At 58.3% G+C, this 16,572-nt stretch carries 18 protein-coding genes; 7 read left to right on the top strand and 11 right to left on the bottom strand.

Annotated features, from left to right (window positions below):
* Genes NOR51B_RS07375 through NOR51B_RS07355 form a run of 5 tightly spaced genes read left to right on the top strand, consistent with a single transcriptional unit; the run spans position 1 to position 4,884 of the window.
* Complete coding sequence (locus NOR51B_RS07375; RefSeq protein ID WP_009019514.1) at positions 1 to 1,092, top strand: vWA domain-containing protein; 1,092 nt, start codon at positions 1 to 3, stop codon at positions 1,090 to 1,092.
* A gap of 11 nt (positions 1,093 to 1,103) precedes the next feature.
* Positions 1,104 to 2,102, top strand: coding sequence for a hypothetical protein (locus tag NOR51B_RS07370; protein WP_009020072.1), 999 nt, complete (start codon positions 1,104 to 1,106; stop codon positions 2,100 to 2,102).
* Positions 2,103 to 2,121: 19 nt separating this feature from the next.
* Positions 2,122 to 2,823: a hypothetical protein gene (locus NOR51B_RS07365; RefSeq protein ID WP_195891482.1), complete on the top strand. Its 702-nt coding sequence runs from the start codon at positions 2,122 to 2,124 to the stop codon at positions 2,821 to 2,823.
* Positions 2,820 to 3,476, top strand: coding sequence for a hypothetical protein (locus NOR51B_RS07360; protein WP_009019757.1), 657 nt, complete (start codon positions 2,820 to 2,822; stop codon positions 3,474 to 3,476). The genes NOR51B_RS07365 and NOR51B_RS07360 overlap by 4 nt, the downstream gene beginning before the upstream one ends.
* A gap of 1 nt (position 3,477) precedes the next feature.
* A complete protein-coding gene (locus NOR51B_RS07355) occupies positions 3,478 to 4,884 on the top strand; it encodes a M48 family metalloprotease (protein WP_009020124.1) in 1,407 nt (468 codons plus the stop codon).
* Between the two features lie 31 nt (positions 4,885 to 4,915).
* Here the strand turns inward: NOR51B_RS07355 and NOR51B_RS07350 are convergent, their stop codons facing one another.
* The 7 genes from NOR51B_RS07350 to tyrS are packed head-to-tail and all read right to left on the bottom strand — an operon-like array spanning position 4,916 to position 11,115.
* Positions 4,916 to 5,566 carry an MBL fold metallo-hydrolase gene (locus tag NOR51B_RS07350; RefSeq protein WP_009020246.1) on the bottom strand — a complete coding sequence of 217 codons (651 nt, stop codon included), beginning with the start codon at positions 5,564 to 5,566 and terminating at the stop codon, positions 4,916 to 4,918.
* Positions 5,563 to 6,876, bottom strand: a complete 1,314-nt coding sequence (locus NOR51B_RS07345) for a dicarboxylate/amino acid:cation symporter (RefSeq protein ID WP_009021466.1) — start codon at positions 6,874 to 6,876, stop codon at positions 5,563 to 5,565. Before NOR51B_RS07345 ends, NOR51B_RS07350 begins: the two co-directional genes overlap by 4 nt.
* Complete coding sequence (locus NOR51B_RS07340) at positions 6,876 to 7,148, bottom strand: hypothetical protein (RefSeq protein WP_009019196.1); 273 nt, start codon at positions 7,146 to 7,148, stop codon at positions 6,876 to 6,878. The genes NOR51B_RS07345 and NOR51B_RS07340 overlap by 1 nt, the downstream gene beginning before the upstream one ends.
* Before the next feature lie 38 nt (positions 7,149 to 7,186).
* Positions 7,187 to 8,026 (bottom strand): pirin family protein, encoded by an 840-nt coding sequence (locus NOR51B_RS07335; RefSeq protein WP_009020817.1) that lies wholly within the window; start codon positions 8,024 to 8,026, stop codon positions 7,187 to 7,189.
* Between the two features lie 16 nt (positions 8,027 to 8,042).
* Positions 8,043 to 9,068: a beta-N-acetylhexosaminidase gene (gene nagZ / locus NOR51B_RS07330; RefSeq protein ID WP_009021289.1), complete on the bottom strand. Its 1,026-nt coding sequence runs from the start codon at positions 9,066 to 9,068 to the stop codon at positions 8,043 to 8,045.
* A gap of 44 nt (positions 9,069 to 9,112) precedes the next feature.
* Positions 9,113 to 9,823, bottom strand: a complete 711-nt coding sequence (locus NOR51B_RS07325) for an LOG family protein (RefSeq protein ID WP_009020948.1) — start codon at positions 9,821 to 9,823, stop codon at positions 9,113 to 9,115.
* The gene (tyrS, locus tag NOR51B_RS07320; RefSeq protein ID WP_009021503.1) at positions 9,823 to 11,115 is read right to left on the bottom strand and encodes a tyrosine--tRNA ligase; all 1,293 of its coding nucleotides are present in this window, start codon (positions 11,113 to 11,115) and stop codon (positions 9,823 to 9,825) included. The genes NOR51B_RS07325 and tyrS overlap by 1 nt, the downstream gene beginning before the upstream one ends.
* A 146-nt stretch (positions 11,116 to 11,261) precedes the next feature.
* Here tyrS and NOR51B_RS07315 point away from each other — a divergent pair, with 146 nt between their 5' ends.
* Both NOR51B_RS07315 and NOR51B_RS07310 read left to right on the top strand, forming a co-directional pair.
* Positions 11,262 to 12,665, top strand: a complete 1,404-nt coding sequence (locus NOR51B_RS07315) for a peptidoglycan DD-metalloendopeptidase family protein (RefSeq protein WP_230198424.1) — start codon at positions 11,262 to 11,264, stop codon at positions 12,663 to 12,665.
* A gap of 5 nt (positions 12,666 to 12,670) precedes the next feature.
* Positions 12,671 to 13,759 (top strand): anhydro-N-acetylmuramic acid kinase, encoded by a 1,089-nt coding sequence (locus NOR51B_RS07310; RefSeq protein WP_081444014.1) that lies wholly within the window; start codon positions 12,671 to 12,673, stop codon positions 13,757 to 13,759.
* Between the two features lie 42 nt (positions 13,760 to 13,801).
* Here NOR51B_RS07310 and erpA read toward each other — a convergent pair whose 3' ends face one another.
* The 4 genes from erpA to argC all read right to left on the bottom strand — a co-directional run bounded on the left by erpA (position 13,802) and on the right by argC (position 16,532).
* Positions 13,802 to 14,155: an iron-sulfur cluster insertion protein ErpA gene (gene erpA / locus NOR51B_RS07305; RefSeq protein WP_009019815.1), complete on the bottom strand. Its 354-nt coding sequence runs from the start codon at positions 14,153 to 14,155 to the stop codon at positions 13,802 to 13,804.
* Positions 14,156 to 14,282: 127 nt separating this feature from the next.
* Positions 14,283 to 14,711, bottom strand: coding sequence for a bactofilin family protein (locus NOR51B_RS07300; protein WP_009021110.1), 429 nt, complete (start codon positions 14,709 to 14,711; stop codon positions 14,283 to 14,285).
* Positions 14,712 to 14,777: 66 nt separating this feature from the next.
* On the bottom strand, positions 14,778 to 15,485 hold the full coding sequence (locus NOR51B_RS07295; protein ID WP_009019199.1) for a DUF6776 family protein: 708 nt from the start codon (positions 15,483 to 15,485) through the stop codon (positions 14,778 to 14,780).
* A gap of 12 nt (positions 15,486 to 15,497) precedes the next feature.
* Complete coding sequence (argC, locus tag NOR51B_RS07290) at positions 15,498 to 16,532, bottom strand: N-acetyl-gamma-glutamyl-phosphate reductase (RefSeq protein WP_009020264.1); 1,035 nt, start codon at positions 16,530 to 16,532, stop codon at positions 15,498 to 15,500.
* Positions 16,533 to 16,572 lie beyond the last annotated feature (40 nt).

Here is a 16,572-nt window from a genome sequence, read left to right as displayed (position 1 = left end):
ATGCCGCGTAAGAAGCGCCAGGCCTCAACATTCAACCTCAGCTTTCTGGACATCATGTCCTGTGGCTTTGGTGCCGTTGTGCTGGTGTTTTTGATCATCGACCATTCGATGGAAGTCGAGAGCAAAACGCTCAATGCCGAAGTACTCTCCGAAATCAATCTGCTCGATGAGGATATTCGCGAGGGCGAGGCAGGTCTGGTGCGTCTTCGCAATGCGCTGGAAGGCATCGATGACGATATTGTAGAAACCCAGGGCCGGGCCCGACGTGTGACCGAGGAAATCGATGATTACGAGGCTTTGATTGCCTCCCTGGAAGCCGACGGCTACACCACCGATGACGATGTCGAGGCACTGAAGGCCGAAGTAAATCGTCTGCAGGAAGAGGTCAAAAAACTGCAGGAGGCTGCGGATAGCGAAGCGGGCCGGAGCGCGCGCGAATTTGTCGGCGAAGGGAATCGGCAGTACCTGACCGGACTCAACCTCGGAGGCAACCATATCGCTATTCTGGTCGATACCTCAGCGAGCATGTTGTCAGATCAGTTAGTCAACGTTATCCGCCTGCGCAATATGCAGGAAAACGTGCAGCGAGAGGCGGCGAAGTGGGTCCGCACCCTCGATACCATTGATTGGCTGACCGCCCAGTTGCCGATTAATGCCCGCATCCAGCTCATCGGCTTCAATACCAAAACTACCTTTCTTAACGACCAAGGCCCGGGTCAGTGGCTGGAAGTCGCCGACACCCCTCGCCTGGAAGCCGCCACGCAAGCGCTGCGGGCGACATTGCCCGCAGGCGGAACCTCGCTCCACAACGCCTTTGATGCGCTCGGGCAACTCACGCCTTCACCGGACAATATTTTCCTGATTACCGACGGCCTGCCAACCCAGGGTGATTCGCCTCCCAACAGCACCACCGTGAGTGGCAACGACCGCCTCCGCCTGTTTCGCCAGGCGGTTCGCAAGCTGCCCCAGGGCGTCCCGGTCAATATCGTTCTTGCGCCAATGGAAGGAGACCCCATGGCCGCATCCGAGTTCTGGCAGCTCGCTGGCGTTACGGGAGGCTCTTTCATGAGCCCCTCCAGTGACTGGCCGTAGGTGGAGTAAGTATGCGCCAACGTCGCCCCAATCCTGAGTTTTCGATCTCCTTCCTTGACGTTATTTGTTGCGGCTTCGGTGCGGTGATCCTGCTGTTGATGATCACCAAGACCGTGCAGCCCCAGATCCTGGAAAAATCCACAGTGGTTGCCGAAGGCCGTGTCGCGGAATTGACCGAACAACTCTTCGAAATCCGCGGCGAGACCCGAATTCTGAATCGCGACCTCGCAGCCCGACAGGAGCAGCTGTCTGACTATCGCGAAAAACTGGCCATTCTTCAGGGTGCAAGAGCTCGCGCTGAATCACGCTTTGACGCCCTCGAAACGACCCGTAACAGCAACAGTATTATCAAACAGGAGCTTGCAATAGCGCGGCAACGGCTGACCGATGAGCAGAAACGTCTGCTCGGTAGCAACTTCGAGAAGAAAAATCAGCTGATTGGCGGTATACCGGTAGACAGTGAATACATCATTTTTATTATCGATACCTCGGGCTCTATGTTTTCCTACGCGTGGGAACGCATGCTGCTTGAAATGGAGGCGACGCTCAATATCTATCCCAATGTGAAGGGGATTCAGGTCATGAACGATATGGGCAACTATCTCTTCAGTCGCTATCGGGGACAATGGATTGAAGATACACCGGCACGACGCAGCCTCATTCTCCGCAATCTGCGCAATTGGAATGTGTTCTCCAACAGCTCGCCTGTTGAGGGTATCACTGCCGCGGTCCGTAGTTTCTATGACCCCGACAAGAAAATTTCGATCTATGTCTTCGGTGATGAATTTACCGGGCAATCCATTCGCGATGTGGTCCTGACGGTCGATCGACTGAATCGTGAAAACTTTGATGGCGAGCGCCGTGTGCGCATCCACGCGGTAGGCTTCCCCGTACAGTTCATAAGACCCCCCCAGTTACAGGTGACGGGTGTACGTTTTGCTACACTCATGCGTGAATTGACTTATAAAAACGGTGGCACGTTTGTCGGCCTCAATGATTTCAGACCCTAGTTGCTCGATAAGAAACCTGTTGGCGACCCTATGCGCCCTGCTGGTCCTCGCCGGATGTGGCGCCAAGCAGGTTCAGGTTAAGGGCAATTTTCCGAAACCGGTTGTCGAGCCCCTGCCGATTACTGTGGGTGTTTATTACTCCGACGAATTTGCGGCCCACGAGTTTTTTGACGAAGCCAAGGGCCGCAATGAGTCTCAGTGGCTGGTAAAAACGGGCGAGGCGCAGGTCGCCTTCTGGGACAAGCTATTTGCAGGCGCTTTCCGTAAGACAATACGGATTTACGATCTTGATCAATTGAAGAAACGGCGTAAAGAGCTGGATGCCGTCATCGTCCCCAGCATTCAGGATTTGCAATACACCATCCCGCTTCATACCAACATCAAGATCTACGAGATCTGGATGCGCTATGGTTTCCAGTTCATATCAATAGAGGACAAGGAGATTAGCCGATTCGCTTTGACCGCCTACGGGAAAACCCCCACCGCTTTTCTGCAGTCCGATGAGCAGGCCGTTAATCTTGCCGCTGTCGTCGCGCTGAGGGACGCCGGTGCGAACTTTATCACCAGCTTTGAGCGAATCCCGGAAGTCAACGACTGGCTGCAACAGCGATCAAACAGGCCGAAAACCGTGCCCGCTCCCGTAGCAGCGGCCGCAACGCTTCCTGCAAAGCCACCAGAACCCATGGAGAGTACACCACCTGAATCCGAGGTCCAGCCATGATGAATCGCACGCTGCTGCTTGCCCTCACCGTCGTTCTCGGCGGCTGCGTAAATGCAACCGTCGATGAAATGACCTTCAATGAACCCACCGCTGGCGTGGGTGACGCATCGGTAGTGATTCTGGGGCGCCGACACGCCGCCGATTACGACACCGAGTTTGACTTCATCGAGTGCGTAGGCGATCACATTCGCCGGGGTGATAAGACGATTCGGGTGGTCGATGAGCTCGAGTTCATCAATTCCCTCTATCCCTGGTTCGAACCGCGAACCGCGCCGATGCGTACGCAGGATATCAATCGGTTGACCGATATACCGCCGGTGGCAAAGCGGTTTGATGACCTGGATCTCGAGTACATGATCTGGGTTGATGGGAAGACTATCGAGACCAACAGTGCGGGCTCTATGACCTGCGGCGTGGGTCCCGGTGGCGCCGGCTGTTTTGGTTTTGGCACCTGGGGTAATGCCTCAGATTACGAAGCCACCATCTGGAACTTCACCGATCGCGCCGAAGTCGGCCGCGTGGCCGCCTCCACCAGCGGTCAAAGTTATATGCCGGCGGTCATCGTTCCGATTCCCATTATCGCGCCAGTGCAGGATACGGCCTGTGAAAGTCTCGGCGAGCAACTTCTGAAGTACCTGTCGGCAAACCACTGATATGTCACGCTTACTCACTGTATTTTTTGTCCTGGCCTTAACCGCCTGCGGAAGTACATCTACGGTATCGGTGGGCGGCCGGGCCGTTGAAGTACCCTCAGTAACCGCTGAGGAACACGAAAAGCTGCTTGCCTCCATTGGCATCTACGACGATCCAGAGCTCGCCGAATACATCAACCGGATCGGTCAGCGCCTGGTCGCCAACTCGAGCATGCCCGATGCCGAATTCACCTTCACCCTACTCGATTCACCGGACATCAATGCCTTCGCCCTGCCCGGCGGTTTCATCTACGTTAATCGCGGGTTGCTCGCCTACCTTGAGACCGAGGCGGAGCTGGCCGGCGTGATATCCCACGAAATCGGCCACATCACGGAAAATCATCACGGGCGCCGCAAGTCCCAGCAAATGACGTCCACGGTAGTGTCCACTACCGCCTATATTCTCACCGGTAGTGGCGAGCTCTATGACGCCGCGCAAATGTACGGTGCTGAAGTGATCAGTGGTTTCGGGCGCGAGATGGAACTCGAGGCCGATGCGGCCGGAGCAGAGTTCATGCACCGCGCCGGTTATGACGCCGATGCCCTGCTATCGGTGATTGGGGTGCTCAAAGACCAGGAAATGTACCGGCGGGCCCAGGCCAAGGCCTCGGGAAAACCCACTGGGACCTATCACGGACTGTACGCCAGTCACCCGCGCAATGATTTGCGCCTGCAGACGGTCATCCGCACCGCGAACACCCTCGATATCGACGAGCAGGCAGAGGACCCGGCACAGCCTGGAGAATTCCGGCGTCAGATTGAAGGCATGGTATTTGGCGCCAGTGCCCAGGCGCAGGGGGAAGAAAACCGTTATTACCACAATAAATTGTCATTCACCTTCGAACACCCCAAGGGCTGGACCGTGAAGGCGGGGGCTCAGGCAATAGTCGCAACCTCTCCCGACGGTACCAGTGAAATGACGATTACCCTGACCCGTCGCGACGAGGCTTTATCCACCGAAGAAACGCTGAAGGGTGGCGCCAAGGGTGAGCTCAGCGAATTGCGCGAATTGGATAAGTTCGGCCTCACCGGCACGACGGCCATCGCCTCAAGCAATGGTGTCAGCAAGCGCCTCGGCGTGATCGACCACAAATACCGCTATCTGTTTGAGGGTTCGAGCAACGACTTCGCCGCTAATGATCCCGCGTTGACCACCATTATCGAGAGCTTCCGCCCGCTGTCACCCCGTGAGAGAGTCACCGGTGAAAGCCGAACACTGCACTACGTGCAGGTACCTCGGGGAGCCACGATGGAAACACTGTCGAGTAGCGCTCGCATCTCCAACGCCGAAGACCAACTGCGCCTCATCAATGGGTATTACCCCAGTGGCGAGCCGCGTATCGGCGATTGGGTAAAGATTATTCGCTGAGTTCCGGGCCGTCGTGACCGACTGACTGGCTTTATCCGAAGCGGGTGTCAGCGACGAAGGGATTGGTGCGACGTTCCTGACCAAACGTCGAATTGGGGCCATGGCCGGGCACGAACGTAATATCATCGCCCAGCGGAAAAAGGCGTTCTCTGATCGACGCCACCAACTGATCATGATTGCCCCGGGGAAAATCACTGCGACCGATAGACCCGGCGAACAGCACATCCCCGACAAAGGCTATCTTGTCATCCTCGTGAACAAAGACGACGTGTCCCGGGGTGTGGCCGGGGCAGTGCAAAACCTGCATTTCCGCATCACCCACCGTTACCCTATCGCCCCCCTCGAGCCATCGATCGGGCACAAACGCATCAGCGACAGGCAACCCCATTGCCCGGCAGTTTTCGGGTAACTGATCGAGCCAGAACAGATCGTCGCGGTGAGGCCCCTCGATGGGCACACCCAGTTGCTCCCGAAGTAACCCCGCCGCTCCAACATGATCCAAATGCCCATGGGTAAGCAGGATTTTTTCGACTTCGCCGCCCAGCTGCTCGATCGCCGACTGCAACCGCTCGATATCACCGCCGGGATCAACCAATGCCAGCTTACCGCTACTGCGACATTTGACGACCGAGCAATTTTGCTGGAAGGGTGTCACCGGGACAATGGTGACGGCAAGGCTCATGGCTTCATCTCCTTTATTTTCTCACTGGGATCATCGGGGTCGTGATCGGCGAGGGGATCGTTGTAAATCGCCTCGTTGAGTTGGCCTTCCCGATAGCCGACAATCGTGGCGACAGTGGCGTCTCCGGTAATATTCACTGACGTTCTGATCATATCGAGTAGTCGATCCACACCAATAATCAGCGCTACGCCTTCCACCGGAAGACCTGCCTGCTGCAACACCAAAGACAAAGTAATCAGCCCCACGCCCGGCACTGCTGCGGTTCCGATCGACGCCATGGTTGCGGTGACAATAACCATAACCAGTTGGGTGAGGCTGAGGTCAATGCCGTAGACCTGGGCGATAAAAACGGTGGCCACGCCCTGCATGATGGCGGTGCCATCCATATTGATGGTGGCCCCCAACGGCACCGAAAAACCGGCGACGCTTTTACTGACACCGAGGCGCATCTCAACAGTGCGCAGCGTGACCGGCAGCGTGGCACCCGAGGACGCGGTACTGAAGGCAAAGGCCCACGCCCGACGCATCTTGACCAGCAACTTGCGCGGATCGAGAGGGGTCAGCGTCCGAATCAACAGGGGGTAAACCACCACGCCATGCAGTATCAGTAGTGTTGCCAGGGTAAAGAAATACGCCGCCAGATCGAGCACCGTCCCAAAACCCATCGTGGCAAAAAGCTGGGTCAATAAGGCAAAAACGCCCCAGGGCGCCAGCTCGATCAGCACGGCGACCATTTTCATCACCACTGCCTCCATATCGCGGAACCAGTTAGCAATGCGTTCACCCGATTCGCCGGCACGGGTCAGCGCAAAACCCACCAGCAGCGCAAAAATTATGACCTGAAGCATCTCTCCCTCGACCATTGCCCGAAACGGGTTGGTCGGGAACATGTTGACGAGTACTTCGGTAAAGGGCGGCGCCGGCTTGGGCTCGAAGGACGCATCGGCAACCACCGAAATGCCCTTTCCAGGACCCACCAACAGGGCGCCCGCGAGACCGAGGGTTACGGCCATACCTGTGGTGACCAGGTACAGACCGATGGTCTTACCGGCAATGGAGCCCATTCGTGCACTGTCAGACAAGGCCGTCATACCACAAATCAATGACACCAGAACCCGCGGGACGACCAACAGTTTCAATGAGGCAATGAACACGCGGCCGGCGACATCAAAAACGCCGTCAACCAACCAGGTCATGATGAATTGATACAGTAGCGAATCAGGCGATAATCGGGTCAGCAGGGCCTCCAGCGCGGAACCCAGCGCAATCGCCAGGCCCATTGCCAGCAATATTCGATTGGTCAGGGACATCAGGGCACCACGCAGGCGTTGGGCCGATGTGCGATGACCGCTATATCGGCGCAGGCATTGCATCCCGACGCATAGTCTTTGCTGCCGCCTGCTTTGAGCTCAGCGCACACCGGTCGATATTCCATGGTACAGACCTGCGGCCGCGGCTCGTTACACACCACGCGACCATCGTCGAGCTCCGCTACCGCTGAATCGTCAGGGGTCGCAGCGCAGCCGGCGAGCAAGGTGAGCGTAATGGCAAAGACCCCAGGTAAATACCTGGCAATGTTCATAGACACGGTAACTCGCTCCTTTGCGGAAAATAATGTCATTACAAAAACGTACCGCGCTGATAGTCGGTGATCGCGCGATCAATCTCTTCCCGGGTATTCATGACAAAGGGACCGTAACCCACGACGGGCTCTCGAATGGGTCGCCCGCTCATGACCAGAAGACGGGCTTCAGTATCCCCGGTCAACAACGACCAATCTGACCCCGCGCCCGTGATCAGTACGTTACCCGCGTCAATAATGCGTTCGCGGGCCACGATAGCCCCATCGTAAAGGTAGGCCAGCGCAGTGTCATCCTCCCCGGTATCGAGGGTGACCTCAGAGCCGGGCTCAATAGTAAGATCCACCAGTGAACCCAGTGGCGCCAACTCGGTCAGGGGTCCGGCCCCGGACACACCGTTGATCCGCCAGTGGCCGGCAATCAGTGTCGCCGCGAAGCCCCTGCCCTGAATGGCGGGCAGCGCATCGCCGCCGATATCCCGATAGCGAGGCGGATCCATTTTATTGGCTGCAGGTAAATTGAACCAAAGTTGGAATCCGTGCAGTCCGTGAGTATCGAGTGTAGGCATTTCGGAGTGGATCACACCGCGCCCGGCCGACATCCACTGCACGCCGCCACCAGAGATTTCGCCGCGATTACCCAGGCTATCCTCGTGAACAATCCCGCCCCGCTTCAGGTAGGTCAGTGTCTGCATGCCCCGATGTGGGTGGGGCGGGAACCCACCGGAAAAGTCATCCCGGTGCTCCGATCTCAACTCATCGATCAGTAATACGGGATCAGTTCCGGCATGCCCCATCAGCGACACTCGCTGTATGGAGACCTGATCGCCGTCGCGACTGGGGCGGCTCGGCTGTATCTCAATAATGGCTCGTTCGGACATTTGTTTGCTCCTGCTGTCAGACCACCAGCGGCGCCAGTAGTCTATCCCGAAGCGCCAGTGCCTCTGCCCGGCGCTCCGCGATATCAGCGGCACCTTCGAGCGGGCGATATCCTGCCATCGCCCGCGTGAGACGACGCCTAGCCTGCGAATCCGCCTCGGGTAACTGCTCGGCAATCCCGCGCATCACCGCCATATCGCCCCAGCAATTCAATGCCACATCGCAGCCCGCGCGCAGCGCCTCGCTTGCCAACTCAGGCACACTACCGTGCAATGCCTTCATGTCGAGGTCGTCGGACATGAGCAGGCCGTCAAATCCTACCTGTCCGCGGATAACGTCCCTGATAATCGTCGCTGACAGGGTGGCACACTGGTCGGTATCCCAGCAGGGGTAACGAATATGCGCGGTCATTGCCATTGGCGCACCGGCGAGGGCCTGAAAAGGGGCCAGATCCCGCGCTAATTCCTCACGGGAAACGTTCACGACAGGCAACTCCTGGTGGCTGTCGGCCTCCGCTCTACCGTGCCCTGGAATGTGCTTGATTACACCCACGACGCCCGCGTCGGCGAGGCCTTCGAGAACGGCCCCTCCCAGCAACCCTATTTGCTCGGGAGTGGTGCCGAGTGCGCGATCGCCGATCACCGAGTGGGCACCCGCCGCGGGCACATCGAGCACCGGCGCGCAATCCACCGAAATACCGACTTCGGCAAGATCAAGGCCCAGCGCCCTGTAATTGTGGCGCATAGCGGCAAGGGTAGCCTCCGGGTCACGATCAAACAGCGCGGCTATCTTCCCGGCTGCGGGATACGTGGACCATTCGGGTGGACCCATTCTCGCTACCCGACCGCCTTCCTGGTCGATAAGAATGGGAACATCGCTGCGCCCCGAGATATCCCTCAGCGAGGCTGTCAGCTGCTTCAGCTGCGTCCTGCCGACCACATTACGCGCAAACAGGATATAGCCCAGCGGGTCGACTTGCCGGAAAAATGCGCGCTCTTCAGGAGTGAGCTCCGGACCTGAAAATCCAAATATCGCGGGCAGCAAATCGGTTCTCCCTCAGTACTTGTCAGCCCATTGGCACAAGCCGCTCACGTGGACCTCCCAATGCTCGCGGGTATCAATAACTCAGCGGCCTCGTCGGGATCATCGGTCAACTCGAGGAACCCCACGTCTTCAGGATCGATATACCCCAGCCCGCCCTGAACGTCCATGACCCAATCAATGACATCACGCCAGAATGCCGTACCCATCAAGACCAGTGGACGACGCTCCGTACGCTCGGTGTTGTAAAGCACCAGCAGCTCGAACAACTCATCGGCGGTGCCGAATCCACCGGGAAATACCGCAAAACCCATGGAATAGCGCGTCAGCATGAATTTTCGCGTCAGAAAATAGCGAAACGACGTCACATGCGTGAGGTACGGATTGGGTTGCTGCTCTGTCGGCAACTCGATATTCAGGCCCACCGACACTCCCCCCTGCTCATGGGCTCCACGGTTCGCCGCTTCCATAACGCCCGGCCCCCCTCCGGTAATGACCGGGATACCTGCTCGGGCGAGATGACCACCGAGCACCCCGGCAGCGCGAGCCTCCCAGCTATCTGGAGAGGAACGCGCGCTGCCGAAAACGGTGACCGCTGGCGCCAGGCCGTCGAGCACCTGGGCGGCGCTGAGAAGCTCCTGCTGTATGCGCTGAAACGTCACCGCATCGGCGGGCATAAAATCGGCGGCCGAAGCCGCCTTCACATCAATACTGACCACGGTGCTATCTGATTCATCCCTGAACGGAGGCTCAGTCATTACTTCAGCACAAACAGGTGATATTTCTTTTTTCCCAGGCGGAGCAAGAAGTAGCGGTTGTGCAGCGACGCAACCGGGTTGAAACAGGTCCGCGGATCATTGTTCTGGCCAGCGTCTACGGACACGCCGTTGATGAGAACCGCCCCGCGACCCAGGGCATCCTTGACCTGCTTACCCGATGCCACAACACCGGCTTCGGTGAGTAGTTGCGTCAGCGTGGGCGGCATCGCCGCCGCAGTAATCTCGCTGGAAGGCAGTCCATCGAGTCGCAGTTGTTCGAAATCGTCGGCCGACAGTGCGGTCATTTCCCCGCTAAACAGTGCCCCGGTAATCCGCGTGGCTGCCGTGAGGCCCGCATCACCATGGACGAGGGCAGTGACCTGCTCTGCGAGAATACCTTGTCCCTCAGGTCTCCCCTGCCGCTCCGAGTCCGCCGATTCAATGGCGGCTATCTCTTCAACCGATAAAAACGTGAAGTAGCGAAGAAAGCGGTACACATCGGCATCCGCCGTGTTGAGCCAGAACTGATAAAACGCGTACGGCGAGGTTCGATCGGGATCCAGCCAAATCGTGCCGCTCTCGGTCTTTCCGAACTTGGTGCCATCGGCTTTGGTGACCAACGGAAGCGTCATACCAAAGACCTGTCCGCCGAATCGACGCCGGGTAAGATCAATGCCACCAGTAATGTTTCCCCACTGGTCTGACCCCCCAATCTGAAGGGTGCAGTCATACCGTTGGTAGAGCTCAGAGAAATCGAATGACTGAAGAATCATATAGGTAAACTCAGTAAAACTGATCCCTTCACCCTCGCGCTCCAACCGCTGCTTGACCGACTCCTTCTGCACCATGGCGTTAATCGAGAAGTGCTTGCCAATGTCACGGAGAAAGGAGAGCACATCCACATTGCCGGTCCAATCGAGATTGTTGACCACTTCAGCCGCGTTGGCGCCTTCGAAATCGACAAATCGACTGACCTGCTCACGGATTTTCTCGGTCCAGCCAGCCACCACTTGGGGGGTATTCAGCTGCCGTTCCGCGGCTTTAAAGCTGGGATCGCCGATCAACCCTGTCGCACCTCCCACCAGCGCCAGCGGCTTGTGTCCGGCGAGCTGGAAGCGCCGCAAGGTCAGAAGCGGCACCAGCGAACCGATATGAAGGCTGTCGGCAGTGGGGTCAAAACCGCAGTACAGGGTCCTTGGGCCCCCATCAAGCCAGTCGGGCAATTGCTCCTCTCCGGCTATCTGGAATATAAGGCCGCGGTCGCGAAGATCTTCAAGTAAGGCGCTGGACATAAAGCAGAGTAGTGGCGTGGCGGTTAAGGGGCCGCATTATCACACAAACCCAACCCGGTGAAACCGGACACTATTGCGGCTCGTACATATGCCGTATAGTGGTGGTAGTGAGTTGTTGTTATGGACAATTGCGAGAGGTGCGCGCAGTGAAACTGCCGTTCACAAAGAATCCAGGGCTACGCCCTCGCGGCGCAACACCGCTGCGAACGGCGGTTTCCCCCTGGAATAACCGACGCCATTGGTGGGCGGTCATCGGCGCGACCGCGGGTGTGGCACTGATCGCACTGGCGGCGTCGGGGCCCCAGGAAGCGGCAACCCTCGTCGTCACCGGGCCTGTGCCCAGCGAAATCAAAACCGTAAACCCGGAGCTGACGCTATCGGGGGCAAACCTCAATGTTGACGTCGAAGATTCGTCAGCCACAGAATCCATGCCTGTAGCGCCGCCAGCCCCCCGGTGGCATGAAGAAACGGTTCGTTCCGGCGACAATTTATCGCTTATTTTTGCGAGAGCCGGTTACACGGATCGGGACGTCTATCAGGTCACCCGAGCCGACGGTGGTAAAGCCCTGCGCCGGATTTATCCCGGCGAAACCGTCGCCTTTCTCACGGACGAATCCGACCGCCTCGCTGCGGTCAGGCACACCGAATCCCGCCTGAAATCGACGACCTTTGTCAAAGGGGATCAGGGTTTCGTAACCGAAGTTTTGGAACGCAAGCCCGAGGTCCGGGAACGCGGTACCCGCCTGCGGATCACCTCTTCGCTATTCCTCGCGGGATCCGATGCGGGGTTATCAAATCGCGTCATTATGGATCTGGCGGGCATTTTTGGCGGCGTCATTGATTTTGTTCTCGACCCCCGGGTCGGCGACACCATCGAATTGGTTTACGAGGAAGAGTTCCTCGACGGCGAGAAGTTGCGCGATGGCGATATCGTTGCCGCATCGTTTACCAACAAGGGTGAACGCTTTGAAGCCTATCGCTATACCGACAGTGCCGGCGACACCAGCTACTACAACGAGGACGGCGTCAGCATGCGTAAGGCCTTCCTGATGGCGCCGGTCGACTTCACCCGAATCAGTTCAAACTTCAATCCCAACCGGCTACACCCCATTTACAAAACAAAGCGCCCTCATCGCGGCACCGACTACGCCGCACCCAGAGGCACCCCGGTGTACTCCGCAGGGGACGGTCGTGTGGTGGAGGCCGGCTACACTCGGGCCAACGGTAACTATGTCTTTATCCAGCACGGTGAGTCCTACAAAACCCATTACCTGCATCTGCACAAACGGAAAGTAAAACGCGGAGATCGCGTCAGCCAGGGCTCGGTCATCGGCACCGTAGGCTCAACCGGCGCCGCAACCGGACCGCATTTGCATTATGAATTCCTGGTTAATGGCGTCCATCGAAATCCCCGCAGTGTGCATAAGATGCTGCCCAAAGCGAAATCATTACCCGGTGGTGAATTGCCCGTATTCCGAAGCCACATTGCAGCTTTCGACCAGCAGTTAGCCGCACTGCGTAGCGAAACCAAGCTCGCGCTGTCGGATTGAATCCGGTGCAACGCTACGTCGGACTCATGTCCGGCACCAGCATCGACGGTATTGATGCCGCACTCATTGAGATCGATGACCAAACCGTACGTTTGGTGGCCACTCACTCGTCCACCTATCCGGCGTCGCTTCAGCAGCAACTCAGAGATCTCGCGCTTCCAGGCGATAACGAGATCGATCGCATGGGCGTCGCCGACCACGCACTGGCCGACGTATTGGCTGATGCCGCGCTGGCTGTCATAGCGGAAGCCGGTTGCCAGATCGGTGACATTGCCGCGATTGGCAGCCATGGCCAGACCATCCGGCACCGCCCCGATGGAGCAACGCCATTTACGCTCCAAATCGGCGACCCCCATCGGATAGCCGAGCGCACCGGGTGTCCCGTTGTCGCTGACTTCAGGCGCCGGGATATGGCAGCGGGTGGCCAGGGGGCACCGTTGGCCCCCTTGTTTCATCGTGCGTTGCTCGCACCTGTCGACCGCTGCTCCGCCGTGGTCAATATCGGCGGCATTGCCAACGTAACGGTGCTCGATGCCGGTGGCCGGATCACCGGCTTCGATACCGGCCCTGGCAATACGCTGATGGATGCCTGGATACGCAAGCACAGGGGCCTTGATTACGACGAGGATGGCGCCTGGGCGCGAACGGGACAAATCGATCATCCACTGCTGGCCTGCCTGCAGGGCGATCCCTATTTTTACCGCCCGCCACCCAAAAGCACCGGTCCTGAATATTTCAACCTGAGCTGGCTTGAGCCACAGTTGCCGACAGTGGCCTCCGCAGAGGACATACAGCGAACCCTGCTGGAGCTCACAGCGAGCACCGTAGCGGAGAGTGTGGCGCAGTATCGGCCACAGCGGCTCGCAGTATGCGGCGGTGGCGCTCACAACGGCTTGCTGATGCAACGCCTGAGCGATCGGCTGGATACGATAGAAGTGGTGTCGTCCGAGGTGCTCGGACTGCATCCGGATTGGGTGGAGGCCAGCGCCTTCGCGTGGCTGGCGAGTCAGGCAATCAGCGGGACGCCCGTGGATGCGGCTACAGTAACCGGTGCAGAGGGCCCGCGAATACTGGGGGTTATCTATCCACCCTAGCTACCCACCCCGGCGTTGGTCGCGCGTATCAGATCAACGGTCTCAGACCGAGAACGAGGCACCGCAACCACAGGTCGTCACGGCATTCGGGTTGTTGATGATGAATCGTGAGCCTTCCAGCCCTTCGGTGTAGTCCACCTCGGACCCCACCAGGTACTGAAAACTCATCGAATCGATAACGGCGACCACGCCACCCTTTTCCACCACCATATCGTCGTCGGCGGTATTCTCGTCGAAGGTAAATCCATACTGAAAACCCGAGCACCCGCCGCCGCTGATAAACACGCGCAGCTTGAGATTCGGATTTTCCTCGTCCTCCACCAGTGTGCGCACCTTACGCACAGCGTTATCGGTCAGGCGGATCTCGTTCGGGTCAAAGGCTTCGACGACGGTCATGGTGCTCCATTCTCCTGCGGATTGCGGAGCGGGCTCCGCCCCACACGCCTACTATGGTGTTACCTCGACTGAAAAACAAGGCTTGCAGGTTGGCAATTTCTCCCGAAAAACCATAATAAACAACAGGTTATTGCCCTACCTCGCGATCCTGCTCCCGCGCCTCTCGCTTGCGCGCAAGATCATCGCTCACCGGTGAAACATGCCGCATGCCGCCATTGAGCTTGCAGCCAACCGCCATTTCAATGAGGTTGTAGTAGACATCTCCATCAACCTCCGCCTCATCGGCGAGCTCCAGCCGCTGACTGGCATGGATATCCCCAGCGACCTTACCGTTGATTACCGCGGCAGGGGCACGAATCTCCCCTTCGACGGAACCACCGGCGATAACGCGGAGCATGGCTTCGGCATCGGGGTCCGCCACAATACTACCCACGACGCGCCCTTCAATATCGAGATTGCCTGAAAAATGGATATCTCCAGTGATCACGGTTTGCGGCGCAATCAGTGTCGTTGTCCCCTGAACACTCTCCAGCGGTTTTTCCTTGCGTCCCCTCATGCCCTATTCCTCCTGTTTGCACCGATCGGGCTAACTCGCTTACACCCACGGCGTCAAAAACCGGCCTCAATCGCCGAATACCACATCCTTCCACTCAAACCGCGCCTCGACCACCTCGGTGGACGGCTGGCGAAGCGCCGCCTGCAGCTCAATACCCTCGGGCTCAAACCCCGGTGGTAGCCTAAGCGTACCAGAGAGACGCTGAAAGTAACGAAAACTGAGCGCCACACCGCCATCTACCGCACCGTCGTCGAGCTCCGAGAGTGTGTACAGCTTGGGCAGCCCCTGTTCAACACCCCAAAAAGTGACCCGCAGCTCGCCGCGGCGAGGACCCGATCCCTGCCTACCCTGCTGTACCACAAACTGATAATCCCATTCACCGGGAGTTGCCGCTTGACGCACACGCGGCGGCCGCAGAATCACTCCACCCGCCAACTCCTCGGGTGCCATGACCTCACGATAAAACGCCACCTCGCGTTCGAGCTCGCTAAGCGCGATATTCCGCTCCGCCAGATCTTCGCGCAGGGTTCTGATGGTCTCGCGATTGACGGCATTAGCCGTAGTCAGCCGTGCGACTTCATCGCGCCATTGATCCTGCGCCTCGATTGCGTTGCTATCGAGACCACTCGCTGTGGGTGTTGCGCTGTGACTACCGCCAAACCAGGCAATAGCGACCAGCCCGCAGGTACCCAGCAAAAATCCAAGGCGCAGCAAGGCGCCGCGCCAGGGATGCTCACGCCGGATCGTTTTGCGAAAGGGCTGTCCGAACATCATTGACACCCTCGCTCAGGGAATGAGCGCGATAACCTCGAGTCCCATTGTCTCCGGCAGACCCAACATTATATTCATCGCCTGTACGGCCTGACCCGACGCGCCCTTGACGAGGTTGTCGATGACCGCGGTGACCACAACCGTATCTCTCCCCTGAGGTTGCGTGACTGCAATCTGGCAGGTGTTGGCACCTCGCACACTTCGGGTCTGAGGCAGCGACCCTGCGGGGAGCACATCGACAAAGGGTTCATCGGCATAGCGTCTTTCGAAAAGATCCTGTAAATCCTCCGGCGCTCCGTCCTCCAGCTGCGCAAACAGGGTGGCATGGATACCTCGCGTCATCGGCACAAGATGCGGGACAAAGGTCACGCTCACACTGCTCCCGGCCACCGCAGACAAGCCCTGCTCAATTTCGGGAAGGTGCCGGTGGCCGGCAACCCCATAGGCTTTAAAACTCTCCCCCGCCTCGGTCACCAGATTCGCTATTTTTGCCTGCCTGCCGGCGCCGCTGACGCCGGACGCACAGCTGGCGATCAAACCGCTGGTATCAACCGCTTTGGCCTCGAGCAGTGGGGCAAAGCCCAGCTGAATGGCGGTGGGATAACAACCCGCCAGTGCCACCAGCCTGGCGTCGACGATCTGCGAACGCGTAATTTCCGGCAGTCCATAAACCGCCTCGGCACAAAGCCCGGGGCTGGTATGGGGCTCTCCGTACCACTGCTCCCACACCGCGGCATCCCTGAGTCGATAGTCCGCCGACAGATCAATCACCCGCTGCCCCCGCTCCACTAAATCGGGCACGGTTTTTAGCGCCACATTGTGCGGCGTGGCGAAAAACACCACGTCGCAGTCGTCGAGACCACCGTCAGCCGGATCGGTGAACGCCAGATCACAGACGCCGCGCAGGTTCGGAAACAACGCGTCGAGCCGCTGACCCGCCTCACCGCGGGAGGTGATAACTGCCACGGAGGCCTGTGGATGGCGCAGTAAGAGCCTGAGCAACTCGACTCCCGCGTAACCGGTCCCACCAACAATCCCAACCTTGATCATTTTGCCCTCGCTTCTGTTAGTGTTGAAGGGTCGCCACTTT

This window comes from Luminiphilus syltensis NOR5-1B, assembly GCF_000158175.1.
GTDB classification, from domain to species: domain Bacteria; phylum Pseudomonadota; class Gammaproteobacteria; order Pseudomonadales; family Halieaceae; genus Luminiphilus; species Luminiphilus syltensis.
This window is presented reverse-complemented; position numbering and strand designations above follow the sequence as displayed.